Source organism: Acinetobacter sp. V89_4 (assembly GCF_029967875.1).
GTDB classification, from domain to species: domain Bacteria; phylum Pseudomonadota; class Gammaproteobacteria; order Pseudomonadales; family Moraxellaceae; genus Acinetobacter; species Acinetobacter oleivorans.
The window spans coordinates 777,993-802,970 of the sequence record NZ_JASCAI010000028.1 but is presented as its reverse complement, the minus strand read 5'-3'; the positions used below and the strand labels follow the sequence as shown (position 1 = coordinate 802,970).

Here is a 24,978-nt window from a genome sequence, read left to right as displayed (position 1 = left end):
TAGCCTTCATGCTAAATAATTATGAAGGCTATACAACTTATGTATGCTTAAAGAATTGCTTTTAAACGCTTAACTACTTCTTCGCATTGCGCTAAATCGGCAACTAAAGCCATACGCACATGATTTTCGCCTGGGTTACCTTGATCTGTGTCACGAGATAAATAACGACCTGGTAAAACTTTAATATGGGCTTTTTCCATCAACATCTTGGCAAAAGTTTCATCGTTATCGACTTTTAACCAATAATAGAAACCTGCATCTGGCTTTTGTAGAGGTAATAAGTGACCTAGTTCGTTTTGGAATAAATCAAACTTTGCACGATATTGCTTACGGTTTTCTTCAACATGGTTTTCATCATTCCATGCCGCAATTGATGCAAGTTGATGTTGAACAGGCATTGCTGCACCATGATAGGTACGGTACTGCAAATATGGTTTTAATAATTTTGCATCACCCGCTACAAAACCTGAGCGTAAACCCGGTAAGTTTGAGCGTTTAGAAAGTGAATGAAATACAACACAGTTTTTATAGTCATCACGACCAAGTTCTGCACATACTTCTAATAAACCTGTAGGTGCTTGATCGAACCAAAGTTCTGAATAGCATTCGTCAGAAGCAATAACAAAATTATATTGATCAGATAAGGCAATTAACTTTTTGAATTGTTCTTTAGAAAGCACAGTACCAGTTGGGTTGCCCGGCGTACATACAAAAAGAAGAGCAGTTTTTTCCCACACTTCTGCAGGTACAGCATCAAAATCGCCTAAGTAACCATTTTCTTCGGTGCAATTGATGAAATAAGGTTTTGCGCCGGCAAGTAGGGCTGCGCCTTCGTAAATTTGATAAAACGGATTCGGCATTACCACATACGGTGCGTCTTCACGGTTAATGAGCGCCTGAACAAATGAGAAAATCCCTTCACGCGTACCAGACACTGGCAAAATGTGGTTTTCAGCACTAATGCTGTTAAGTTTAAAGCGCTTAGTGAGCCAGTCTGCAATACTTTGGCGAAGCTCAGGTAAGCCTTTGCTGTTTGGATAAGTTGATAGATGATTGAAGTTGTCAATAATTGCCTGTTTAACAAACTCTGGTGCTGGGTGCTTTGGTTCACCAATTGATAGAGGAATCAAGGGAAGGTTAGCAGGAGTAGTATCCTTAAAAAGTTGGTTTAACTTTTCAAATGGATATGGGTGCAATAACGACAAGCTAGAGTTCATTAAACAGTTACCAAGTAGTTGAGTTTCAGTGCTGACAAATTTGATTAGATGCTTCATCTAATGCAGCTTTAAGCTTTTCCGAGAAGAGTTTAACCTCTTCGTTATTTAACGGTTTTCCATCTTTTTTCGTGACAAAGAAAATATCTTCTGCACGTTCACCTAAAGTTGCAATTCTAGCTGAATGGATGTCTAAACCTTGCATCATAAATAAGCCACCTACACGTGCAAGTAGGCCGGGGTGATCGAGTGTTGAAATTTCAACCATGTTTTGCTGTAACGCTTCATTCAATGTTACGTCAACTGTATTTTCGATATCGAAATGACGTAGCTGACGTGGAATGCGGCGTTGCATAAGTCCCGGATATTGGTCTGGCTGACTAAGCGCCTTCACCAATGCAGTTTTAACTGTTTCTTCGCGTTCAGGGTCGGTTAGCAATGTACCAAAGCGATCGAGCACAACATAGGTGTCTAAGCTAAATGCTGTACTTGCTGTGATAATTTTTGCATCCTGAACGTCTAAGTTCATACGGTCCAAAACTGCCACAGTCGTTGCAAAAAGATTGGGTTGGTCACGCGTATATATAAAAATCTGCACAGCATCTTGGGCAGCTTTACGATGAGCACGTAACAGAACTAATGGCTCTGGATTATCGCCGTGTTTCAAAATTGCTTGCGTGTGCCATGCAATTTCATCTGCCGATTCTTTAATGAAGTATTCATCGCCCAGTTCTTGCCATACTTTTTCAACGTCTGCCAATGAGAAATTATTCACCAGTAATTCACTTGCTGCAAATTTGGTGTCTTCAATTAGCATTTGATAGTCAACAGGACGGCTTAAACCTGTACGAATGACATCACGGGCATGTGTATAAAGTTGACGCATAAGCGAAGCACGCCATGTGTTCCACAGTTTTGGATTTGTCGCATTAATATCTGCAACTGTTAAAGTATATAGATAATCAAGATGTTCCATATCGCCAAGTTTTTCAGCAAAATCTTTAACAACATCCGGATCTGAAATATCCTTTTTCTGAGCAGTTAGCGACATGAGCAAATGGTTGTGGATGAGCCATGCAATTAATTTACATTCACGCTCTGTAAAGCCGTGCGCACGTCCAAATTCAATCGCATCTTCTGCACCAAGTTCACTATGGTCTCCACCGCGGCCTTTGGCAATGTCATGGAATAATGCAGTAATAAACACAATATCTTGACGTGCAAGACGTTGGAAAACAGAGCTTACAACAGGGAACTCTTTAGCAAATTCTGGTTCTTTAAAACGGTTTAAATTGCGCAGTAATAATAATGTGTGTGCATCGACTGTATAGATATGGAATAGGTCATATTGCATAAGGCCCATAATTTGACCAAAGGCTGGAATATAGTTTCCTAAAACACCATATCGTTTCATCGCTACCAAAGTATCGTATAGACGATAAGGTGAGCGAATGATTGACATGAATAGGGCTTGATGCTCAGGATTATCTCGAAAATTTTGGTTAATACGTTTTGCAGCAAGAATAAGTAAGCGTAAAGTACGAGCGCGAATACCTTCAATATCTGGTCGATTAGCCAAAATATAGAATAGTTCTAAAATAGCACTTGGATGTTCTGCGAATATTTTGTGGTGCTGTACGGCAAGTTTATTGTCGACAATCTTAAAGTGGTCATTAACGACTTCAATTTTACGTTCGTAATTTGGTAAACGCGGAGTAATAACTGATTCGCTAAAATAGGCCAATAACATTTCATTGAGTGTTGAAACCTGTTGGGCAGTACGGTAGTAGCGTTTCATGAACTGCTCGACACCGTAGTTTACTGGCTGACCTTCTTGACGCGCGTAACCAAATTGAGCCGCAATTTCTCTTTGATGATCGAATAGAAGACGGTTTTCATCACGCTTCGCTAAGCGATGTAAATGGTGACGAATTTCCCAAAGAAAACTTTCTGCTTCTTCTAAGACGTTTAATTCAAACTCAGAAATAAAGCCTAAATGAACTAAGTCATAAATGCGGTTTACGCGGAAATGACGCTTAGCAATCCAGCCAATCTGGTTAATATCACGAATGCCACCAGGCGCATTTTTAATGTCAGGTTCTAAGTTGCTTTCAGTATTGTTGTGTTGGTGGTAACGCTTAGCTTGTTCAGCCATTTTTGCATCAAAAAATGTTTTGTCTGTCCACGTTTGTGAAACAATACGACGCGGCCATTTTGCAAGTTGGCTATTACCGGTAATTAAACGAGCTTCGATGAGTGTAGTTGCAACAGTTAAATCGGTAGCAGCTTGTTCAACACAACTTTGAATGGTGCGAACGCTAATACCGGGCTTGAAATTGCCAACATCCCACAAAGAGGAAATGAAAGTAGAAATGCGTTTTTCATTTTCTTCGTTAATTTCATGTTCCGATAAAATCATGATATCAACATCGGAATAGGGCAACATTTCACGGCGCCCATAACCACCCACAGCAAAAAGACCTAGACCTGTCTGATCAAGTTCAGCATGTTTCCATAAAAAGATCAGTGCTTCGTCAACGAGGTCTGAGCGTGCTTTAATGACTTCCCGAATAGATTGCCCATTTTCATATGAATCCTGCAATTGCTTTTCTACATCCGTTCGCCATTGATTAATGGCTTTAATATCATGATGGCTTGTAACGTAGTTCAGCAATGGCGATGTATTGATCATGAAAATGGGTCTACCAAAAAGTAAATATTAAGAGTTGGTGTTTACGCTTACTTGATCAGCGGTTTCTTTCGCTAAAGTACGAGCAAGGTCAGTATTTTCTGCACGAGCAGTTGCCACACCCATACGACGTCGTTTGAAACCTTCTGGTTTACCAAACAGGCGTAAGTCGGTGTTTGGGTTGGCTAATGCCGTATTTAAGCCGCTGTAGCTTAAATTGTTGGCATCGACCCCAGCATAAATAACTGCACTCGCAGCAACACTATGGCGAGCTGTATTTACTGGCAATCCTAAAATTGCACGAGCATGCAGTTCAAATTCGCTTTGAAATTGTGACGCTAGAGTAACTAGACCGGTATCATGTGGGCGAGGCGAAACTTCACTAAACCAGACCTTGTCGCCTTTAATAAACAGCTCTACACCAAAAATACCACAACCACCCAGCGCTGTTGTCACTTTATTTGCAATACGTTTTGCTTCTTCAAGTGCAGCCGCAGTCATTGGTTGAGGCTGCCAGCTTTCTACATAATCACCAGCATCTTGACGGTGACCGATTGGATCGCAGTAGTGAGTTTCAATTTCACCAGTTTCAGGGTTTTTAGCACGAACGGTAAGTAATGTAATTTCAAAATCAAAGTCAATTTGAGATTCAATAATGACCGTACCTTGGTTAACACGACCACCTTGCATCGCATATTCCCAAGCAGCATCGACTTCATCGAAACTTTTTACACGAGACTGACCTTTACCTGAAGATGACATTACTGGTTTTACAAAGTTTGGATAACCAATATCATCAGAAGCAGCGCGGAAGCTTTCTAGTGAGTCAGCAAAGCGGTAAGCCGAGGTAGGTAAACCAAGTTCTTCAGCTGCAAGACGACGAATGCCTTCACGATTCATGGTCAGGTTTACAGCTTTAGCAGAAGGAATAACAGTTGCAGTTTGGCTCGCTTCAATTTCAAGCAAAACTTCTGTCGCGATGGCTTCAATTTCTGGAACAATTAAATTCGGTTTAATTTTCTCGATGAGCTGTTTTAACTCAGTTGGATTAGCCATATTTAACACATAAGAAAAATGTGCAACTTGCATGGCTGGCGCATGTTCATAACGGTCGGCTGCATGTACTTCAACACCAAGGCGTTGTAAAGAAATTACAACTTCTTTGCCAAGCTCTCCTGAACCTAACAATAAAACTTTAAATGCAGAAGATTGAAGGGGGGTACCGAGTGTCACGCTCATGCGAATCATCCTGACAAAATTATTTTTTTAAGCATAGCAGAACTTATGGTGGAGTTAAGCCTTATCACACATAAAAAAATTAATTTTGTCGGACAATTAAGATGTGACTTTTTAGATATTAACTTGATAGTTTAAAAGTAACTCATCTGCATTTTTGCCGCGAATACCCCAATTTTCTTTAGGGGTTTCAAAAATCGTAATTTCAATATCTTGCGGAGCTATTTTGCATTGTTCTTCAATATTGCGAAATAAAGTTTGAATGAGTTGTTTCTTAGTCGCTGCGCTACGTCCTGCAAACATTGAGAGTTCGATAATAATGTAGTGTTGGCTGCGGTCAGAAGGATAGATAAAATTTCCAGGCTTAAGACTGATAAAACGCTGAAATCTTTTCTCGATAGGATATTTCAACTCTTCAATGAGCGCTTGATGGACTGCATGAGAAAGTAATTCTCGATACTGCATAATCGTTTGTTCATTTGCGTAAATTTTAACTTGTGACATTTTTATCTCTATTAAGTAGGCAAGATTATCTTTTTAATCAATTCAAAAATTAGATTTTTACGCCAGAAGTTTCAATCTTAAAGGCTTCTGGCTAGGTTTTATTTTATATAAGGAAGATCAGTTTATCTATTTATAAAGGTAAATAAGTATAGATCAGACCATAAACAATTGCGGCAGTTAACGTTGCCGGAACAATTTTCTTAAATTTAAAATAAAGACCTGCTAGTACTAAAAAGCCGATAAACATAGCTAGGCTTTTATCAGGATTTTCAAGAAGTGGTGGAAGAGTGGAAACAACAAGCATGGCGCTAATTGCAGATATACCAATGCTTCCCAAAGCAATTTTTAGCCAGACTGAACCGCGTCTTTGCTGTGTACCTTGTAGCTTCTGTATAACAAAGAATGGTCCAAAACGTGAGGCGAAATTGGCAATACCAACAATGATACCAACCAGAATAATCTCTAGATTCATTTTAAACTTCGACCTCTTCTTGTTGTTTCAGCACATAATATTTAAACAAGCCGGCTAAAATACCTGAAAGAATACCAATAAAAATAGCCGCAGAGAGGTTAATCCAATAACAGGACAACGCTGAAACAACCAAAGATACAGCAACTACAAGGCTATGTTTTCGCTCAAATGCTGCTAATAAAAAACTTAAGAATAAAGCAGGCAATAAGAAGTCTAAAGCTGCTTGTAAAAACTTTGGCAGATGAGACACTTGATCTGCAAATAATCCGCCTAACAATGAGCCAGTTGCCCAAGCCATCCAACTAAATAGACTTAAGCCTAACATCCAAGACTCAGACCATTGTTGTCTGCGCTGTGAAAGTTGAATCATTCCACTTGCAAAAACTTCATCGGTTAAGCCCCAAGCCCACACCGCCGTTTTCTTAAGATTTAATTTGTTTGGAATCAGGTTATAGAGCGCTGGACCATAAAGGACATGGCGAATATCCAGTGCAATGACTGTTAATGCAGTTAACCAGATAGAAGAACCACTTGCTAAAAGTGCGACAACTAAGAACTGGCTGGCTCCAGCATACATTGAGCAAGATAGAAAAAAAGCTTCCCATGGTGTAAAGCCAAACTGAGATGCAGAAACGCCAAAGGCAAAAGAAACAGGTAAATAGGTGAGTACGATAGCTTGGCTATCTTTGGCGCCTTGCCAAAAAGTTGCAGTTTGGGCAGGCATCAATTGTTGTTCGGACACAATACACCTTGGCAATAAACCAAATGATAAAAATACTTGAAAGATTGAGTATTGTAGCCGAATTTAATAGCATAGTGCCGAAATGTTTAATCGGCAGTTTGCTATGTTCAACGCAAAGATTCGTTTAGTTTATATCGCCATGTTGAGTGCAGGTATTTTTACATTGCAGGGCTGTGACAATGGTAATCATGAGGCAGAAAAAAAAGTAGAAATTAAGCCGGCACCTAAACTGACCAATGATGCAACTGTTTATGCTCAAAAAGCATGGACATTGATTAATACGGTTGAGCATTTGGTTTATGAAAAGCAGTTGAGTCAAATTGATGACAAAGTTCGTAAACCTTTACGTCAATTGAGTACAGACTGGCGTATTAATGTGAAAATGACGGACTCAGTAACAGAAGGGAAATATGCACTTTGTCGTAAAGCTTTAACGAGTTTAGATGTGTGGGCACGCGAAACGCTTGAAAATAATGATTCAGTTGCTAAGAAACAAGCAGATTATGAGCGAGATAAAGCGCAATGTAAGGATGCGATTGATACGCCAAATCTTGGAAACACATCTCCAAAATAAAAACTTATAAATATAAAAAAGCGAGATGATTAATCTCGCTTTTTTGCTTTTAAAACGATAATGAGTGAATGTTAATTACGGCTTTGTCGCAGCTTTAGCTGTGTTTGCTGTTTTCACTGCATCTTGTTTCATTTGATGAGTCATTTGCTGTGATTCATGTTGAGCATGCATAGATTTCATCATTGCTTCATGCTTTTGTTCAGTCATATCTTTTTTAACATCTTGTTTTGCTTTTACTGCTTCTTTTTTAGCAGTTGCTTTGCCGTGTGCAGCAACACATTTTCCGCCTTTATGATTTGGCCCTGTACCACCTTGTAATTGAGTTCCTTTTGGACATGCAAATGCCGAAACACTTAACATAGCCAATACGCCAGCTGTAAGAATTGTTGATAATTTTTTCATGTTAATCAGCGCCTTGTTGAGTATTATTGCTCAGCTTGAGTGTAAAATGAAAATATATGCTTTAAAACATTTATTTTGTGAAATAGAGTTTGAACAATGTGTTGTTTTGCAGCGTTATCTATTTTTTTAATTTGGTTTTAAGTTTTTGTCATATAGCTAGTTGCGCAAAGATTAGGAATGGACTTGAGCAACTACTTTCAATTTCTCAATATCTAGAATCTCAATTTTTCTAAAAGCAATTTTGATGATTTTCTGTTTTTCTAGCAGGCTCAGCTCATGGTTGATTGTCTGTCTGGATGTGGTCAGCATATTTGCCAATTGTTCTTGAGAAATATGGATGTGATGATCTTGAATAAGAATATGATTCCCATATCCTTCTAAAATGAATAGAAGACGTTGAGCAAGCCTTTGAGAAATACTGCGTGTTTGGATAGCAATCTGTTCTAAGAAAACGTACCTGAGTTTTTGGCTGGTTAAACGAGCAAAGTAATACCAGTAATATGGATTGTCTTTGAGTAATTCATTTAATGGTTTTGCAGGAATATGCAGAACGGTACTTTTTTTCAAAGCAATTGCATCGTGTGAGCGCGGTTCATGGTCAATCAGGGATATTTCACCAAACCACATAATTGGCTCAGCAATTGCAGAAAGAGCTTCATTACCATTTACATCGACATAACCTAAGCTAATTGAGCCTTCAAGCACAGTATAAATGCCATCAAATACATCTTGGGCACGGAACACATAATTGTTTTTTTCAAAGGTTCTTTGCTTACCGTGCTCTAGAATAAAGTTTTGGAATGCTTCTGGAAGCAAACTAAACCATGTATTTTCTCTTAGTCGATTAATATAAATAAGATCCAATATCAGCCCATCCATGAAAAAATCATTACTTTGTCAAATAGCTGACAACTTTAAGTTTTCCTTATTTGTACAGTATGACTATAGATAGATGAATAGGGAACAACTCATGTCAAATCTGGAGCAACAGCTTAGCAAATATGCAGCTTACCACTTAAATCATAAAAATATTTTGACGCATTTTATCGGTATTCCGCTCATCGTGTTTTCAATTTTATGTTTAACTGCGAGAGCTGGAGTCGATATTGGCAGTTTTAAACTGACTTTAGCCATTGTGTTGATTGCAGCTAGTACGATCTATTATTTCATTTTAGATAAAGTTTTTGGTTTACTCATGCTGATTCTTTTAGCCGCTGTGTATCCACTGGCGAGCCAAATTGCACAGTTATCTTTTGGAGAATGGTTGGCTGCGAGTATTGGTTTCTTTGTGGTGGGGTGGGTCTTTCAGTTTGTGGGGCATTATTTCGAAAAGAAAAAACCAGCTTTTGTTGATGATGTGATTGGACTCGCGATAGGACCGTTATTTGTATTGGCAGAATTTATATTTATGCTAGGTTTTAGAAAGCCTTTGCATGCGCGTATTTTACAAGAGGCGCGCAGTAAACGAGAGGCGATGGATTTAAGTCACTAAACATAAAAAAAGCCCCAACATATTGGGGCTTTTTTTGAGCTTTAACTTATACGTTAAAACGGAAGTGCATTACATCGCCATCTTGAACAACGTAAGTTTTACCTTCTAAACGCCATTTACCAGCTTCTTTAGCGCCGTTTTCACCGTTGTATTGTACAAAGTCATCATATGCAACAACTTCAGCACGGATAAAGCCTTTTTCGAAGTCAGTATGAATTACACCAGCTGCTTGAGGAGCGGTTGCACCAACTTTTACTGTCCAAGCACGAACTTCTTGTACACCAGCAGTGAAATAAGTTTGTAAACCTAAAAGCGCATAACCTGCACGAATAACCACGTTTAAGCCTGGTTCTTCCATACCCATTGCTTCTAAGAACTCAGCACGATCTTCATCTTCTAATAATGAAATTTCAGCTTCGATTTGGTTGCAAAGAGGAACAACAATTGCGTTTTCTTCAGCCGCAAGTTTTTTAACTGCGTCTAAGTGTGGGTTGTTTTCAAAACCATCTTCTGCAACGTTTGCAATATACATGGTTGGTTTTAAAGTCATTAAACCAAAACCACGCACTAATTTACGTTCGTCATCAGATAAATCAGCTGCACGAGCTGGTTTACCTTCGTCAAGTAACGGTTGGATTTTTTCTAAAACTGCTTTAGTTGCTACAGCCTCTTTGTCGCCGCCTTTAGCAACTTTAGTTAAGCGTAAAATTGCTTTAGCAACAGTTTCAAGATCGGCAAGCGCAAGTTCAGTATTAATAGTTGCGATGTCGTCTAATGGATCAATTTTACCATTTACGTGAATTACATTTTCGTCTTCAAAACAACGTACAACATGAGCGATTGCATCAGTTTCACGGATGTTAGCAAGGAATTGGTTACCTAAGCCTTCACCTTTTGATGCACCAGCAACAAGACCTGCAATGTCCACAAATTCCATTGTGGTTGGCAAAATACGCTGTGGTTTAACAATCGCAGCAAGTTTGTCTAAACGTGGATCTGGTACAGGAACAATACCTGTGTTTGGTTCAATGGTACAGAAAGGGAAGTTTTCCGCTGCAATCGCTGCTTTCGTTAATGCATTGAAAAGGGTAGATTTCCCTACGTTTGGCAGACCAACAATACCGCAATTAAAACCCATGAAAACCACTCACAAATGTGTAAATTAAAAATTGTCGCTGATTTTACATGAAAGCCATGACAAAGTCATGGCTAGAGCAGGGTTGTATTGCTTTTAAACTTTACGTTTATCAAGTTGCTGGGCTAATGCATCGCCAGTTGCTTGTACTAACATGACTAAAACAATGAGCACAAAAATTACAGCCAACATAATTTGCATATCAAAACGTTGATAGCCATAACGATAAGCAATGTCTCCTAGACCACCTGCACCAATAGCACCAGCAATCGCAGAGGAGTTAATCATAGTCACAATAGTCACGGTAAAGCCCGCCACAATACCCGGCAAAGCCTCTGGTAAAAGCACATGCCAAATAATTTGTTTACGGTTACAACCCATGGCTTGTGCAGCTTCAATTAAGCCTTGATCGACTTCGCGTAAGCTGACTTCTGCAATACGCGCAAAGAAGGGAATTGCCGCAATCGTCAATGGAACAACGGCTGCCCACACACCATAACTTGTACCTACAATCCAGCGAGTAAGCGGAATAAGCGCAACCATTAAAATTAGAAAGGGTACAGAACGAGTAATGTTGATAACCCAACCTAAAGCCTGATTAATTTTTTGTGACGGATGAATGCCGTGCTCAGAAGTGCTGACTAAAACAACAGCAATCGGTAAGCCAATTAAAAAAGCAATAAATGCAGATGCACCTACCATGAGTAAGGTATCTACGGTTCCAGTAATTAATAAATCAATGAGCTGGTCGTGCATAGCCAAGTACCTCAAATTGTGCAATTGCAGTTGATGCGTCTTGTCGTATAGATGAAAGATCAATTTCTACGTTGGGAATACCGACTAAAAGAGAACCAATAATGTGCCCTTGAATGGTATCGACCTGACTTTGATATAAATTGACGGGTGCTTTAAATCTAGCAAGTAGCTCTTGTATATCGGGTACTTGATGCGCTTCAGCCTCATATTTCAGTTTTACAATAATATGAGTCGAATCTTCATCGGGGAGTGGAGTAATTTTAAAAGGCAGAGTGATCTGCTCAAGGTTCAACAGTTCCTGAGTAATTTGTTGCTCTGGTCGTGAAAATACGGACCAAACTTGTCCAGCCTCGACAATTTCACCTTGGTCAATCACCACGACTTGATCACAAATTTCTCGAATGACCTGCATTTCGTGAGTGATGAGTACAATCGTTAGACCAAGTTCCTGATTAATCTTTTTAAGTAAAGCCAAAATAGTAGCGGTACTTTCTGGGTCAAGTGCAGAGGTTGCTTCATCACACAGTAAAATTTCAGGGTGGTGAACAAGTGCACGTGCAATACCGACACGTTGCTTTTGTCCGCCTGAAAGTTGTGATGGATAATGACCAGACTTATCTGCAAGGCCTACGAGTGCTAGAACTTCATTTACACGTTGATCGATATCTGCTTTGTTGTAATTGGAAACTTTTAAGGGCAATGCCACATTTTCCCAGACCGTTTTTGCAGACATCAAATTGAAATGTTGGAAAATCATTCCAATTCGTTGGCGAGTTTGAATAAGCTCGGCATGACTCAATTCAGCAATGTTTTGTTGATGAATATGAATACTGCCTGTATTCACTTGTTCTAAGCCATTTAAAGTGCGGAGTAGGGAAGATTTTCCCGCACCACTTTTACCAATAATGCCTAAAATCTTACCTTGAGGAATATCAAGGTTAATCTCTTTTAAAGCATGCAGCTTTTGACCCTGCGATTGGTAAAACTTATTTAAACCACGAATTTTGATATGGGGTAGAGAAAAATCAACTTGTGATCCAAAACTCACCATTGTCATTCTCCTTATTTCCAGCCTTGAAACCACATACCTTGGCCAAAGTCTTTATCCAGAATATCTTGTGCTTGTTTTGAGTTCTGGAATGCTTTAACAAAGGTTGCAAGTTTTTGGTTTTTATCTTGGTAATCGCGACGGGTCACAAACAAAATTGCATATTTTTTATCGATTGGATCTAAAAATAATGCGCTATGTGGGTCGGTTACCTTTGCCATTTTTAAGTAGTGAGGGAAGCCGAAAATTAAATCGACATCGTTATATGCATGTGCGGTTTGAGGGCCTTCAACCTCAACAAAGCTTAGCTGTTTAGAATTAGCAATAATGTCTTGAGTGGTTGAAAGTTCATTGTTAATGTCTTTAAGCTGAATTAAACCTGCACGGTGCAATAAAATTAAAGCGCGAGCTAAATTGACGGGATCGTTTGGAATAGCAACACGTGCATTTGAAGGTAAGTCTTTAAGTGATTTATATTTTTTTGAATATAAACCTACATGACTTCCTGAGCCCGCGGCAAATGCATGTAAGTCATAACCCGTTTCTTTAACAGCATTACGTAGAAATACGCTTTGCTGGAAAAAGTTTGCATCAATATCACCGTTTTGTACGGCAACATTTGGTGCTCGCCAGTCAGAAAATTCAACGAGTTTGACATGAACGCCTTGCTTTTCTACTTCATTGGCAACGCTTTGTAATAACTCAGCATAAGGTGGGCTAATGCCAATCGTTAAAACATCATCGGTTTGTTTATTTTTAATATAACGGTAACCGACGAGACCCAGAACTACGATAATTAACGTAATTCCGAGTAACCAAGGCTTATGCTGTTTGAACTGAATCGCCATAATCTTTCCGTTATTACTTCCAGCCAGGGAACCAAAGTTTTGGCCCAATCTCAGCATCTAGCACAGCTTTAACTTTTGGCGAGTTTTGATAGATCTCAACAAATTTCTTCAATTTGTCGCCTTTATCCTGATAGTCGTCACGTACTACAAACAAAATTGCATAACGTTTATTGGTATTGTCATCAAGTAAAAGAGCACTATCTGGATCAGCTGTTTTTGCTAAGCGCAAGTAGTGTGGGTAGCCAAATGCCAAGTCAACATCATCAATTGCACGAGCAGTTTGTGGTCCTTCAACCTCAATGAATTGCAAATTTTTAGGGTTTGAAACAACATCTTTAAGTGCAGATAAATGGTTGTTTGAGTCTTTAAGCGTAATTAATTTAGCTTGTTGTAATAGTAGTAGGGCACGACCTTGATTCACTGGATCGTTTGGAATGACTACACGTGCGTTTTGTGGCAATTCATCAAGGCTTTTATATTTCTTTGAATAAAGTCCCACATGTGATGCTGCACCTACTGCAAACGCCTTTAATTTAAAGCCAGTTTCTTTAATTGCATTGTCTAAGAAAGGTTGGTGCTGAAAAAAGTTCGCATCAATATCCCCATGATTTAAGGTAATATTTGGTGTGTTCCAGTCAGAAAACTCAACCAATTTCACATTTATACCCTGTTTTTTTGCTTCATCGGCAGCAGCTTGTAAAGTTTTTGCAAATGGTGGACTAATACCAATCACAAGTTCATTTGAGCCACTTTGACGGTGTTTATTCCAAAAGAATAAAGCAACAAAAAGGACTACAACGACTAAGCCTACGCCTAGCCATTTTTTAGAGGCTGTTTGAGCCATGTCTATCTCCAAATTTAAGCGGTTATTTCTTCAATTGTTGTTAGGTTTTTGCTGTTGTTATAGGGACTACATCGGAACGATTGAACAGGGTGTTGTTTTGGTAATTGATCACCCCGATTAAAGATTTTGTTCCGTAGTGAACCCGTTTTATATGCAGTTTTATAGCGACCACGTTGTTGTAGCTCAGGTATAACCAAGCGAATAAAGTCGTGGTGAGACTCAGGTGCAACTGTACGTGTCAAATTAAAGCCATCAATATCTGTCTCATCTAAAAGATGAATTAAGTATTCAGCAACTTCTTCGCCACTGCCCACGATGAGGGGATAACGACCACCTAAAACATGCTGAGCTTTTAAGTCATTTTTCGTGATTTGTTGCTCTTTAAATTTTTCGGTAATCGAAACAATACTGTTACTTTTTTGGTAAGGAATCGCTTCATCGTCGGCAAATTTACTTAAGTCGATACCAGTTGAACTCGCATAATGCGCGAGGCCTGCTTCAGGGCTTGCATACTGACGATATTCATTAAGTTTTTGTACAGCCAGATCATGTGTTTCGGCAACAACAACGGTTATACCGACATAGACTTTAATGTCATCTGCTGAACGGCCTTGCTGTTCGGCAAGAGCACGAATCTTTTTCACTTGTTCGCGTATTTTTTCGGGTTTGTCGCCACCAATAAATACACACTCAGCATGACGAGTCGCAAACTGCATACCTTTTGGTGAAGCACCTGCTTGAAATAGTGTCGGGGTGCGTTGCACAGAAGGAGACACCTGAAAAACACCTTCACTCTGATAATATTTTCCGTGGTGGTGAATGGTGTGAACTTTAGAAGGGTCTGTAAAAACACGCTGTACTTTATCTTTTTTAACGGCGTCGTTTTCCCATGAACCTTCCCAATATTTATAGCAAAGCTCTAAAAATTCTTCAGCTTGTTCATAGCGAGCATCGTGGTCTTTTAAACCTTTTTGACCAATCAGGCGTTCCGCACTATCTAGATAACCTGTCACGATATTCCAGCCAATACGACCTTGAGTTAAATGGTCGAGACTCGCAAAGCGGCGTGCAAATTGATACGGATGCTCATAGCTTAAGTTCACAGTGACCCCAAAACTTAAGTTTTGAGTGACTGCTGCCATAGCAGAAATGAGTGTAGATGGATCATGGCTCGGAAGCTGAATGGACTCTTTTAAAGTCAGATCAATACCATTTTGATAGACGTCATAAACACCTGTAATGTCTGCAATAAACAAACCATCAAATAAACCACTTTCTAGAGTTTTGGCTTGTTCTGTCCAATAGCTCAGTTCATTAAAGCGGTGTGACTCATCACGTGGATGTGTCCATAAGCCATGATTGATATGCCCAACACAGTTCATATCAAAAGCATTGAGTAAAATCTCTTTCGCTTTGAAATCTGCCATTACAATGTCCCCCGACGAGGTGGTAGAACACCGTTAAGAACATAGTTCCCAATAAAGTAATATTTCCATCGTGCGGCATCATGCAACGTATGCACACGTGCATTGCGCCAGAAACGGTCTAGACCATCTTGTGACTGACTACCACGGCTTCCAGCAAGTTCAATCAGCTTAGACGATGCTTTTAGTGCAATATCGCTACTATGAGCACGTACTTTGGCCACATCAATTGAAGCTTTTGCAATGCTTTCAGGCGTGGTTTCAATTTTTGCGGCATCAATTGATTGCGCAGCTTGCTTTAATAACACTTCACTTGCCCGTACATCGACAGCAATGCGTCCTAGCTCATAAATCGTTAAAGGATCTTGGTTGGCCGTTTCTACATTTGAATCAATCCATGGGCGGGCTTGATGCACTCTTTGCAAGCTTTCTTCAAAGGCTCCACGTGCAATGCCTACCTCAATTGATGCATGCATAATTTGAGCAAAAGGGCCCACTAAGGTTGGTTGTAAAAATGCAGTATCAAAAGGAATAACATCATCTACATCGACAAAAACCTGATCAAATTTAACTGTGCCGCTGCCTGTGGTTTTCTGCCCAAAGCCAGACCAGTCATCAACAAGTTTCAATCCTGGTGAACCACTTTTTACAAAGGCTAGATATTCTCGACCTGCATCGTCTAGAACTAAGGTTGGAATACGGTGAGCAAATAAACTTCCTGTGCAGTAAAACTTTTCACCCTGAATGAGATAACCATTTTCATGCGGACGGATATTGGTTTGTTTATGGGTTGAAGTTTTAGTTTTAAACTCAGCAAGTGCATTACCAAAACGAGTGCCATTTAATACTTCGCTATATAAACGTTGTTTTTGAGCTTCTGTACCTGTATTGCGCAAGACTTCTAAAGCGTAAAAATGGTTTTGTGGAATTTGTCCGATTGAACCATCTGCACCACTTAAAAGTGCAATCACTTTAGCAACTGTATGACTTGAAACTTCGGCACCACCATATTGCTTTGGCACTGTAATTGCCCAAAGACCAGATTGGCTCAATGCATCGATTTCGGTATAGGGTAAAATTCGTTTAGAGTCTCGCTCAACTGCGTTTTTTTTAAATTGCTCAGCAAACTGTTTTGCAATTTCTAAAGCTTCAGCATCATTTTGAATAATGTGCGCTTGGCCAGATGCCGATGTTTGTTTAGTTTGAACCGATTGATATGAAGTCATGACAATTTCTCCTTAAATCCAGGCATGGCGGGCAGGGAAATGACCATTAAGGTAATAATTGCCAATGGCATGTAATTTCCAGCGAACAGGATCATGTAAGGTATGTACACGGGCATTTCGCCAATGTTGATCTAAATTGTGTTGGCTTAAACTTGAACGGCTACCGCCTAGTTCCAGCAATTTTTCAGAGATTTGTAGAGCAGCATCATTGGCATAGACTTTTGCTTCTGCGACCAAAATTGAAGCTTTAGCTACTTGTTCATCAGTCACAGTTTGAAGTTGGTCAAGTTCATCTAAATATTCAGCAGCGTCATCAAGCAGTAAAATTGCAGCATCGAGCAAAATATTTAACTTACCTACTTCTTGCAGGGTGTAATGTTCAAAGCTGGCTTTTTCAACTTTTGCATCAATAATTGGACGTGCTTTATGAATAGTCGATAAAGTATCGTCAAATGCAGCTTCTGCAATCCCTACATCAATCGCAACTTGTAATAACTGAGAATAAGCACCGCGATAAGTAGGGGCTTTAGTTAATAAACGTTCATCAAAAATGAGTTCTGGATTAACTTCAACATGATTTAATTTAACCGTACCACTCGCTGTTGTACGCTGACCAAATCCATTCCAGTCATTAATGACTTCAATACCTTGAGTCTCTCGGTTAACAATGACTAAAACCACATGACCTTCAGGATGAACCGCTTTAATTGCGAGCCAATGCGCAAAAATAGTACCTGTCGAATAAAACTTTTCACCGTTTAAAATATATTTGCCGTTTTCAATGGTAAGTGTAGTTTTTAAAGTTTTTGAGTCATGTGTATTACGTTCTGGTCCACCGTTAGCAAGACGTTTGCCTGCCAATATTTCTGAAAAGATAAATTGTTTTTGTTGTTCTGTGCCCATAATTTCGATCAGGTTTAACAGGCTAATCTGATTTTGTGGAATCTGACCAACGTTCGCATCACCTTTACTTAAAATACGGAAAACTTGAGCTAGTGTTTTATTGGAAACAAAAGCTCCGCCATATTTTTTCGAAATTCGAATTCCGCCTAAGCCTTTTTGGCTAAAGCTTTCGATTTGCTCATGCGGTAGTAAGCGTTGTTGATCACGTGTATTACGACCCTCTAAAGCATAATCAGCCACTTGATAAGCAGCATTAATGGCTTGTTGATCATTTTGAATGATTTGGACGTATGCCGTCGTTTTAGATAGAGAATTAGACATAATGACACCTTGTATTGCTGTCATTACCTTACAAAAGAAATATTTTTCCACTAAACGAGGACTTATGCTCAGCTTATGAAATAAAGTGCAAAGCATTTTTTTTGATTTTTAATGGAGAAATAGAGATATTAAAAGTATTTATAAATCAATAAATTATCGTTTTTATGCGAAAAATTGATAATAAAATTAGTTTTAATATGAAAAAGAGCAATAAGTACGGTAAAAAAAGATATAAAAAAATAGACCTAACTGTCAGCAAAAAATGAGCACAATATCCATTGTTTTAAATAAAAATAGCTTCTAAAGTATCTACTTACCATCGACCATTTTTGTACAAATAGTCAAATAAAAATAAACGTGGAGATTTTATGCGGGTTTTGTATCAGTTTCCTTTGTCCCATTATTGTGAAAAAGCTCGCTGGTTGTTAGACCATAAAGAACTTGATTATGTGGCTCATAACTTAATTCCAGGGTTTCATCGTGCTTTTGCACAACTCAAAACAGGCCAAAATTTATTGCCAATTTTGAAAGATGACCATCAATGGATTGCTGAATCAACCAAGATTGCACTTTATCTGGATGATACCTACCCAGAACACGCGCTTTTGCGTCGTGATGAGCAACTTAGACAACAAACTCTTAAAATTGATAGTTTAGCTGATGAGCTTGGTATACATGTACGCCGTTGGGCTCTAGCTCATACGTTGGCGCAAGGAGACCATGCTTTAGAAATTATGATGGGTGAACAAGGCTATTTACGTCAGTTTGAAAAAATATCGAAACCTTTTCTCAAAACACTCGTAAAGAAGAACTATAAACTTGAAGAGGAGTTGGTGGGTCAGTCCAAAGAGCAGATGGACGAACTCATAAATCAATTAAACCGCTGTCTGATAGAAAATCAAGCACGCTACATGGTGGGTGATCGCTTAAGTCTTGCTGATATTTCTGTGTGTTCGATGCTTGCACCATTGTTAGAGGTGAAGGGTACGCCATGGGAGCGTGAAGAAGCAGAAGAAGTTTCTGAGGAATGGAGCAACTATCAAAAATATTTGCTTGATTTACCTCTAGGCCAATATGTTTTAAGAATATATCAAACCGAAAGAAACGCACGCGTAGATTGGCGAGGAATTTAAACTTTATAAAAAGCCCTGATTTTTCTCAGGGCTTTTTTGTAATATTTCTAAGTTCAGTCATTAACTTAAATATTACTATCAATTTTATAAATGATTTTTATTAAACCATTTGCATATATTATTTTACTCCTGCAACTTCTTTATTTAGTTCATTATTCAAACTTATTCTAAATACTTAATAATTTTAATTTTTATAATTTTTTGCAAAATCCTATTTTTCTAAAAACAGTTTTTAGCTGAAGTTAAGCCACTTTATTGTGCATGTGTTTACATTGTAATCAATAATTGCCACATTTAAGTGTAAATAGATGAGCTTAATAATAGACAGAAGATTAAAACATAGATTAAAGTAGAAACATGTTAGCAGTTTTAAAGGTATTAACTCTGCAAAACAGACTGAATAAAATAAGTGAAGCAAATGGATGTGTCCTACTTGGAAAAGTTGGCGCGATAATTGCAATTTAATAATAAATCACTCTATTGCTCTATATGAATGATTCTATAGATAAATAGAGAGAATGATCATCAAGGAGTTCTTATGAAACGTTCTGCAACCTCTCTCATTATTTCAACATTTATGCTTTGTACGGTTGGTGCTACTTCTCAAATTCAGGCAGCAGATACATTAGCTAAAATTAAAAGCAGCGGAAAAATCGTTATTGGCCACCGAGAATCTTCTGACCCAATTTCATATGTTGTTGCAGGTAAACCAGTAGGTTATGCAGTCGATATCTGTAACCAGTTTGCAAATGACATTAAAAAAGAATTGAAAATGCCGGGGCTAAAAGTTGAATACAAGGCAGTAACTTCATCAACACGTATTCCTGAACTTTTAGCAGGCAATATTGATATGGAATGTGGTACGACCACAAACTCTAAGCAACGCCAAGAACAAGTGGGTTTCTCAACTAACTATTATGCAACAGAAGTACGTATGGCAGTTAAAGCCAACTCTGGCATTAAGAGTTTGGCAGATTTAAACGGCAAGGCAGTTGTAACAACTCAAGGCACAACATCTGATAAATACATTAAGATGAATGAAAAGGGTCAGTCAATTAATGTCCAAAATATTTATGGTAAAGATCATGCAGACTCTTTTGCCATGATGGCATCTGGCCGTGCTGCCGCATTTGTAATGGATGATAATATTTTAGCTGGTTTGGTTGCCAAGTCTTCTACACCTAAGGCATTTGCAATTGTAGGGCCAGTACTTTCATCTGAACCTTACGGTATTATGCTTGCTAAAGATGATCCAAAATTTAAAGCGATTGCAGACCGTACTGTAAATAATTTATGGAAAACTGGTCAAATGGACGCTTTATATAAAAAGTGGTTCTTATCGCCAATTCCACCAAAAAATACAAATTTGAACATGCCACAAAGTTCATCTTATAAAAAACTAAAAGCTCACCCAACAGATGCAGGGATCTAACAAGATCTTTTTGTCCTAAATTTACTTAAGCAAGTGAGACTCACTTGCTTAAGTGGTCTATTTTCCTAAAGATATTCATTTAAGGGGCAAACATGTCAGTCGGCTCGCTAAACTGGACTATATTCTGTGCGGAGTCTAATGAATATGGTGTCGATAAAGCCGCATGGGCAGAATCAGTCTGTAGAGCAATTGGTAGTACAAGCTACAATGCTCATGCTGAAGCGCCCACATGGTTACAAATGTTAGGTTCAGGCGTCTTTACTATGGTTTGGACAGCTGTTATAGCCTTTCTTATCGCATTTTTATTAGGTTCTCTCCTAGGGGTAATTCGTACATTACCTAACAAACCTCTCGCATTTATTGGCAATTGTTACGTTGAAATCTTCCGTAATATTCCACTTATTGTACAGCTATTCTTCTGGGCATTTGTTTTTCCGGAATTTTTACCGGACAGCTTAAGTGCAGGCAGTGGGGACGTTGTTGCAGGTGGATGGTGGAAAAATATTTTAAATCAGCAACCTGCAGTTATTGGTGTTTTTGCATTAGGTCTCTACACCGCTGCGCGTGTATCTGAACACATACGTGCCGGTATTAATACTGTTTCTCGTGGACAAAAGTTTGCAGCTTCTGCAATGGGATTTACCACTGCACAAAGCTATCGTTATGTCATTTTACCTGTTGCATATCGTACAGTGTGGCCAACGATTACTTCTGAAGCAATGAACGTTTTCAAGAACTCGGCAGTTTTATATGCTTTGAGTGTTTTGAACTTCTTCGCTTATACAAAAACCATGCGGGAAGAAACTTCTCAGGACATCATTATTCTTATTCTCTCTACACCTGTTTATTTAATTATTACTTATAGTATTAAATTTATCATGGCATGGATTGAGAAACGAATGGCTGTGCCTGGCTTAGGCTCAGGAGGGAAGTAATTATGGATTTTTCTTTATTACATAACCCTGACGTGATCGCGGCACTCAAAGAAGGTTTCATTTTTACCCTGACCGTGACTGTATTGGCGATGATGGGCGGTATCCTAATCGGAACCCCATTGGCAATGATGCGTTTATCAAACAATGCCATCGCAAGTAATTTCGCAAAATTTTATGTCGATCTGTTTCGTGGTATTCCACTGATTCAGGTGATCTTTATTTTCTACTTCTTGTTACCGAAAATATTTGAGTTTCAATCTGATACGTATTGGGGACCATTGTTTTCAAGTGTTGTGACTTTTGCTATTTTTGAAGCTGCATTTTTCTCGGAAATTGTACGTTCCGGAATTCAGTCTATTTCAAGAGGTCAGGTCAATGCAGGCTACGCGCTAGGTTTTACCTATGGTCAATCAATGCGCTACGTGGTTTTACCTCAAGCCTTTCGTAACATGCTCCCAGTATTGTTAACTCAAACAATTATTTTATTTCAGGATATCTCATTAGTTTATGTGATTAGTGCACCAGACTTTTTAGGTCGTGCAGATACATTGGCTAATACATATGGTCCTGAAACGAAAGCAACATTCTATTTAATCGTCGCTGTAGTTTACTTCTGTAGTTCGTTTGTGCTGTCGCAATTAGTCAAACGCTTACAGCAAAAAATTGCCATCATTCGCTAATTGGAGATTTTAAATGCCAATGATAGACATCCAACATATCTCTAAATGGTATGGTGATTTTCAGGTTTTAACAGATTGCACGACGAGTATTGAAAAAGGTGATGTCGTTGTTGTTTGCGGACCGTCTGGTTCAGGAAAATCAACACTCATTAAAACAGTAAATGCGTTAGAGCCATTTCAACAAGGCGATATTATTGTTGATGGAGTTTCTCTGAAAGATCCAAAAACGGATCTTGCTAAATTCCGTTCACGAGTAGGAATGGTCTTTCAACACTTCGAGCTTTTTCCGCACATGACTGTTTTGGAAAATCTAACCATTGCTCAAGTTAAAGTGTTAAAGCGTTCAGTTGCCGATGCTCGTGAAAAAGGTCTGAAATATTTAGAGCGTGTAGGTTTACTTGCGCATAAAGATAAGTTTCCGGGCCAATTGTCTGGTGGTCAGCAGCAACGTGTAGCGATTGCTCGTGGCTTGTCCATGGACCCAATCTGTATGTTGTTTGATGAACCAACTTCTGCACTTGACCCAGAAATGGTCGGGGAAGTACTTGAAGTGATGGTGCAACTTGCACATGAGGGCATGACCATGATGTGTGTTACACATGAAATGGGTTTTGCTAAAAGAGTATCTAACCGTCTAATTTTTATGGATGAAGGTAAGATTTTAGAAGACTGTCCAACGCATGAATTCTTTGATAATTTAGATGCTCGCCACGAGCGTGCGAAGCTCTTCTTAGAAAAAATTCAAGCCATGCACTAATACCATTAATAAAAAAAGAGCCTTTTAAAAGGCTCTTTTTTTTATTTCCATTTTTAGAAACTATATTTTGCTAATAAATTGACACGAGAGTAATCACCTTTATCGCCTGCGAAAGTTTCTCGTTGGCCATATGTATATTCTGCACCTAAATCAATATTTTTAACCGGATTCCAGATTAAATTGACCAAGGCATTATAAATTTCTTTGTTATAGCTGGTGCTGGTTAAATTGCTATTTGCATAGGTGTTATCATCTTTGTATTGAATACCGCCTATTGCAAAAGTAGAGCGGAGGATAGGGCTCCATTTCCGTTGGTAGCCAATAACGGCACTATCAAATTCACCTAAATTAATATCCTGAGTTGTTGTGTCATAGGCATAAGCTGAGTTGCTATAAAGTAAATAGCGACCATCTCCTTTAACATGATAGTAATTAGCAACCAAGCTATCTTGAGGCGTTAAATCATATTTACCACCAACGCCGACACCCCAACCAAATTTTTCTTCAGAAGTACTATCTTTGGGAGCCACGCGGTTTTCATGGGCAAGACCATGTAACTGTAATAGGCCTTTATTATCTGTAGTTTTGAAATCATATCGTGCTGTTAAAGCAGGAAAACGGCTTCCACCGGCAGCATTACCAGCTTTTTCAACATCACCGCCTTCTAAGGCAACTAATATTTTCTGTTGTGCATTAATTGGCTGAGTGTATCTAACCTGTACTGTACGTGTAGTACCTGTACCAATAGCGCCATTAAAATCTACTGTTTCTGGCGATGTATCGGTATTCACAAAAGGTGAGGTCGTTTGACCAGCTAACCATTTTCCTAAAGACATATAGGCATGGCGAACACGGAAGGTACCATTACCATTATCGCCATTTCCGCCCATGAAATCGGCTTCAATTTTTCCTGTTAAATCTCCGTACTGAGTAGGTCGAGTAATGTCTAGACCAATTCTTGAAGTTGCAGCAGATACATTTAGTGAATCTTGTTTCGGATCATCTTTATTTAATGGATAGTTAGCGCCATTTGAAATGCTGCCATTTGAACCTTTAAAGTCATAGGTTGCATCTGCGCGGACACTACCATAAAGCTTAACTTGGGTTTGCCCATCCGCCATAGCCATCCAACCTGGTTTTGATACAGGAGGTGTAGGTGTAGCTGGTGCTACGGGAATTGTTGCTGGAGCACTAACCGACAAACCTGTCTTTTGTTGATCAGATAGTTTCTGGACGAGTTGTTTTAACTCCTTTACTTCATCACGTAAGGCGTTAACTTCAGCATCTGTAGCGGCATGCACAGGCATCGTCACGCTAATTGCGCCTAAAGAACTCATTGCTAGCACGAGTGTTTTGATCTTATTCACAGGAACTCCCCGACATGGATAAAAATTTTCCTGCAAATACATAACAATAATAATGCCAACTTTAAGAATTTAGAAAAATAGTAAAATTTCTATAATTATCATTGGCCTATGTTTAAATAATGGGGCGAGTAATATCTTATATTGAAAAAAATAAATGAGAGTATGAAATTGACTTTCTAAAATGCGCCATATGCTCCATTATTTGCACGGTTAAAATGCACGTCTGCAATAAAATATGTAAAAGGAAGAAACGGTTTAGCTATTTTTAAACCTTTGTATTTTAAATGCAGGTGAGTTGTATAGGGTATACTGTCCTCACTGTAAAATTCTGGCTGGAGATAACAATGGAGTTAGATCGTTTTGATAAACAAATTCTAGAAATTTTGTCTCATGAAGACTTAAATTTGAATGAACTTTCAGAACGGATCAATCTGTCAGTCAGTTCTGTGCATCGCCGGATTAAGCATCTGATTGAAGCCAACGTTATGGGGCAGCTCAAAAGGGAAATTAATTTTAGTAAACTTGGATTTACCTTACACATTTTATTGCAAGTGTCACTGAGTAAGCATGACACCGAAACATTTGATAAGTTTCTTTCTGAAATAGAAGCAATTCCAGAAGTGACCAATGCATTTCTTGTGACAGGGCAAAGTGCCGATTTTATTTTAGAACTTGTAGCACGTAACATGGATGACTACAGTGAAATTTTATTAAGACGTATTGGAAAAATTGACAATGTTGTTGCGCTGCATTCCAGCTTTGTGATTAAAAAATATAATGTTTTTAACTGTTATAACTTACTCAATAAACTATAAAAAAACGCACCAAATGGTGCGTTTTTTTA

General features: G+C 38.7%; 25 protein-coding genes. 8 read left to right on the top strand and 17 right to left on the bottom strand.

Features of this window, described 5'->3' with window-relative positions; all coding sequences use genetic code 11:
- Positions 1 to 47 precede the first annotated feature (47 nt).
- From dapC to QLG01_RS15405, 6 genes are all read right to left on the bottom strand, one after another.
- Positions 48 to 1,217 (bottom strand): succinyldiaminopimelate transaminase, encoded by a 1,170-nt coding sequence (gene dapC, locus QLG01_RS15430; protein ID WP_034591306.1) that lies wholly within the window; start codon positions 1,215 to 1,217, stop codon positions 48 to 50.
- A 25-nt stretch (positions 1,218 to 1,242) separates the two neighbouring features.
- Entirely contained in the window at positions 1,243 to 3,906 is a 2,664-nt protein-coding gene (gene glnD, locus QLG01_RS15425) for a [protein-PII] uridylyltransferase (protein ID WP_282496870.1), read from the bottom strand.
- A gap of 27 nt (positions 3,907 to 3,933) precedes the next feature.
- Positions 3,934 to 5,151 (bottom strand): formate-dependent phosphoribosylglycinamide formyltransferase, encoded by a 1,218-nt coding sequence (gene purT, locus QLG01_RS15420; RefSeq protein WP_282496869.1) that lies wholly within the window; start codon positions 5,149 to 5,151, stop codon positions 3,934 to 3,936.
- A 102-nt stretch (positions 5,152 to 5,253) separates the two neighbouring features.
- The gene (locus tag QLG01_RS15415; RefSeq protein WP_282496868.1) at positions 5,254 to 5,643 is read right to left on the bottom strand and encodes a tautomerase family protein; all 390 of its coding nucleotides are present in this window, start codon (positions 5,641 to 5,643) and stop codon (positions 5,254 to 5,256) included.
- 130 nt (positions 5,644 to 5,773) lie between these two features.
- Complete coding sequence (ygaH, locus tag QLG01_RS15410; protein WP_282496867.1) at positions 5,774 to 6,115, bottom strand: L-valine transporter subunit YgaH; 342 nt, start codon at positions 6,113 to 6,115, stop codon at positions 5,774 to 5,776.
- A gap of 1 nt (position 6,116) precedes the next feature.
- Positions 6,117 to 6,839 carry an AzlC family ABC transporter permease gene (locus QLG01_RS15405; RefSeq protein WP_282496920.1) on the bottom strand — a complete coding sequence of 241 codons (723 nt, stop codon included), beginning with the start codon at positions 6,837 to 6,839 and terminating at the stop codon, positions 6,117 to 6,119.
- Between the two features lie 121 nt (positions 6,840 to 6,960).
- Here QLG01_RS15405 and QLG01_RS15400 point away from each other — a divergent pair, with 121 nt between their 5' ends.
- Positions 6,961 to 7,431: a hypothetical protein gene (locus QLG01_RS15400; RefSeq protein WP_174739220.1), complete on the top strand. Its 471-nt coding sequence runs from the start codon at positions 6,961 to 6,963 to the stop codon at positions 7,429 to 7,431.
- Positions 7,432 to 7,506: 75 nt separating this feature from the next.
- Here QLG01_RS15400 and QLG01_RS15395 read toward each other — a convergent pair whose 3' ends face one another.
- Positions 7,507 to 7,833: a hypothetical protein gene (locus tag QLG01_RS15395; protein WP_151827665.1), complete on the bottom strand. Its 327-nt coding sequence runs from the start codon at positions 7,831 to 7,833 to the stop codon at positions 7,507 to 7,509.
- A 171-nt stretch (positions 7,834 to 8,004) separates the two neighbouring features.
- Positions 8,005 to 8,712 (bottom strand): Crp/Fnr family transcriptional regulator, encoded by a 708-nt coding sequence (locus tag QLG01_RS15390; RefSeq protein ID WP_049836475.1) that lies wholly within the window; start codon positions 8,710 to 8,712, stop codon positions 8,005 to 8,007.
- A gap of 91 nt (positions 8,713 to 8,803) precedes the next feature.
- Between QLG01_RS15390 and QLG01_RS15385 the strand changes: the two genes are divergently transcribed.
- Complete coding sequence (locus QLG01_RS15385; RefSeq protein ID WP_282496866.1) at positions 8,804 to 9,325, top strand: Mpo1-like protein; 522 nt, start codon at positions 8,804 to 8,806, stop codon at positions 9,323 to 9,325.
- Positions 9,326 to 9,371: 46 nt separating this feature from the next.
- Here the strand turns inward: QLG01_RS15385 and ychF are convergent, their stop codons facing one another.
- The 8 genes from ychF to QLG01_RS15345 all read right to left on the bottom strand — a co-directional run bounded on the left by ychF (position 9,372) and on the right by QLG01_RS15345 (position 17,854).
- On the bottom strand, positions 9,372 to 10,463 hold the full coding sequence (gene ychF / locus QLG01_RS15380) for a redox-regulated ATPase YchF (RefSeq protein WP_004642544.1): 1,092 nt from the start codon (positions 10,461 to 10,463) through the stop codon (positions 9,372 to 9,374).
- Positions 10,464 to 10,556: 93 nt separating this feature from the next.
- On the bottom strand, positions 10,557 to 11,216 hold the full coding sequence (locus tag QLG01_RS15375) for a methionine ABC transporter permease (RefSeq protein ID WP_004792864.1): 660 nt from the start codon (positions 11,214 to 11,216) through the stop codon (positions 10,557 to 10,559).
- Positions 11,197 to 12,273, bottom strand: coding sequence for an ATP-binding cassette domain-containing protein (locus tag QLG01_RS15370; protein WP_081402147.1), 1,077 nt, complete (start codon positions 12,271 to 12,273; stop codon positions 11,197 to 11,199). Before QLG01_RS15370 ends, QLG01_RS15375 begins: the two co-directional genes overlap by 20 nt.
- 5 nt (positions 12,274 to 12,278) lie before the next feature.
- Positions 12,279 to 13,112 carry a MetQ/NlpA family ABC transporter substrate-binding protein gene (locus tag QLG01_RS15365; protein ID WP_282496865.1) on the bottom strand — a complete coding sequence of 278 codons (834 nt, stop codon included), beginning with the start codon at positions 13,110 to 13,112 and terminating at the stop codon, positions 12,279 to 12,281.
- A gap of 13 nt (positions 13,113 to 13,125) precedes the next feature.
- Positions 13,126 to 13,956 carry a MetQ/NlpA family ABC transporter substrate-binding protein gene (locus QLG01_RS15360; protein ID WP_192454198.1) on the bottom strand — a complete coding sequence of 277 codons (831 nt, stop codon included), beginning with the start codon at positions 13,954 to 13,956 and terminating at the stop codon, positions 13,126 to 13,128.
- A 14-nt stretch (positions 13,957 to 13,970) separates the two neighbouring features.
- The gene (locus QLG01_RS15355) at positions 13,971 to 15,383 is read right to left on the bottom strand and encodes an LLM class flavin-dependent oxidoreductase (RefSeq protein ID WP_192454199.1); all 1,413 of its coding nucleotides are present in this window, start codon (positions 15,381 to 15,383) and stop codon (positions 13,971 to 13,973) included.
- Positions 15,383 to 16,606 (bottom strand): SfnB family sulfur acquisition oxidoreductase, encoded by a 1,224-nt coding sequence (locus tag QLG01_RS15350; protein ID WP_192454200.1) that lies wholly within the window; start codon positions 16,604 to 16,606, stop codon positions 15,383 to 15,385. Before QLG01_RS15350 ends, QLG01_RS15355 begins: the two co-directional genes overlap by 1 nt.
- A gap of 12 nt (positions 16,607 to 16,618) precedes the next feature.
- A complete protein-coding gene (locus tag QLG01_RS15345) occupies positions 16,619 to 17,854 on the bottom strand; it encodes an SfnB family sulfur acquisition oxidoreductase (RefSeq protein WP_282496864.1) in 1,236 nt (411 codons plus the stop codon).
- A gap of 344 nt (positions 17,855 to 18,198) precedes the next feature.
- Between QLG01_RS15345 and QLG01_RS15340 the strand changes: the two genes are divergently transcribed.
- The 5 genes from QLG01_RS15340 (at position 18,199) to QLG01_RS15320 (ending at position 22,767) form a co-directional block, all read left to right on the top strand.
- Positions 18,199 to 18,963, top strand: a complete 765-nt coding sequence (locus tag QLG01_RS15340) for a glutathione S-transferase family protein (protein WP_282496863.1) — start codon at positions 18,199 to 18,201, stop codon at positions 18,961 to 18,963.
- Between the two features lie 538 nt (positions 18,964 to 19,501).
- Entirely contained in the window at positions 19,502 to 20,395 is an 894-nt protein-coding gene (locus QLG01_RS15335) for an amino acid ABC transporter substrate-binding protein (RefSeq protein WP_005304540.1), read from the top strand.
- Between the two features lie 92 nt (positions 20,396 to 20,487).
- Positions 20,488 to 21,330: an amino acid ABC transporter permease gene (locus tag QLG01_RS15330; RefSeq protein ID WP_005304542.1), complete on the top strand. Its 843-nt coding sequence runs from the start codon at positions 20,488 to 20,490 to the stop codon at positions 21,328 to 21,330.
- Positions 21,331 to 21,332: 2 nt separating this feature from the next.
- Positions 21,333 to 22,010 (top strand): amino acid ABC transporter permease, encoded by a 678-nt coding sequence (locus QLG01_RS15325; protein WP_005304545.1) that lies wholly within the window; start codon positions 21,333 to 21,335, stop codon positions 22,008 to 22,010.
- Positions 22,011 to 22,023: 13 nt separating this feature from the next.
- Positions 22,024 to 22,767, top strand: a complete 744-nt coding sequence (locus QLG01_RS15320; protein WP_004792844.1) for an amino acid ABC transporter ATP-binding protein — start codon at positions 22,024 to 22,026, stop codon at positions 22,765 to 22,767.
- A gap of 53 nt (positions 22,768 to 22,820) precedes the next feature.
- On the opposite strand, the gene QLG01_RS15315 is transcribed toward QLG01_RS15320, so the two are convergent.
- Positions 22,821 to 24,134: a DcaP family trimeric outer membrane transporter gene (locus QLG01_RS15315; protein ID WP_282496862.1), complete on the bottom strand. Its 1,314-nt coding sequence runs from the start codon at positions 24,132 to 24,134 to the stop codon at positions 22,821 to 22,823.
- A gap of 344 nt (positions 24,135 to 24,478) precedes the next feature.
- Here QLG01_RS15315 and QLG01_RS15310 point away from each other — a divergent pair, with 344 nt between their 5' ends.
- Positions 24,479 to 24,949, top strand: coding sequence for an Lrp/AsnC family transcriptional regulator (locus QLG01_RS15310; protein WP_004642558.1), 471 nt, complete (start codon positions 24,479 to 24,481; stop codon positions 24,947 to 24,949).
- Positions 24,950 to 24,978: the final 29 nt, after the last annotated feature.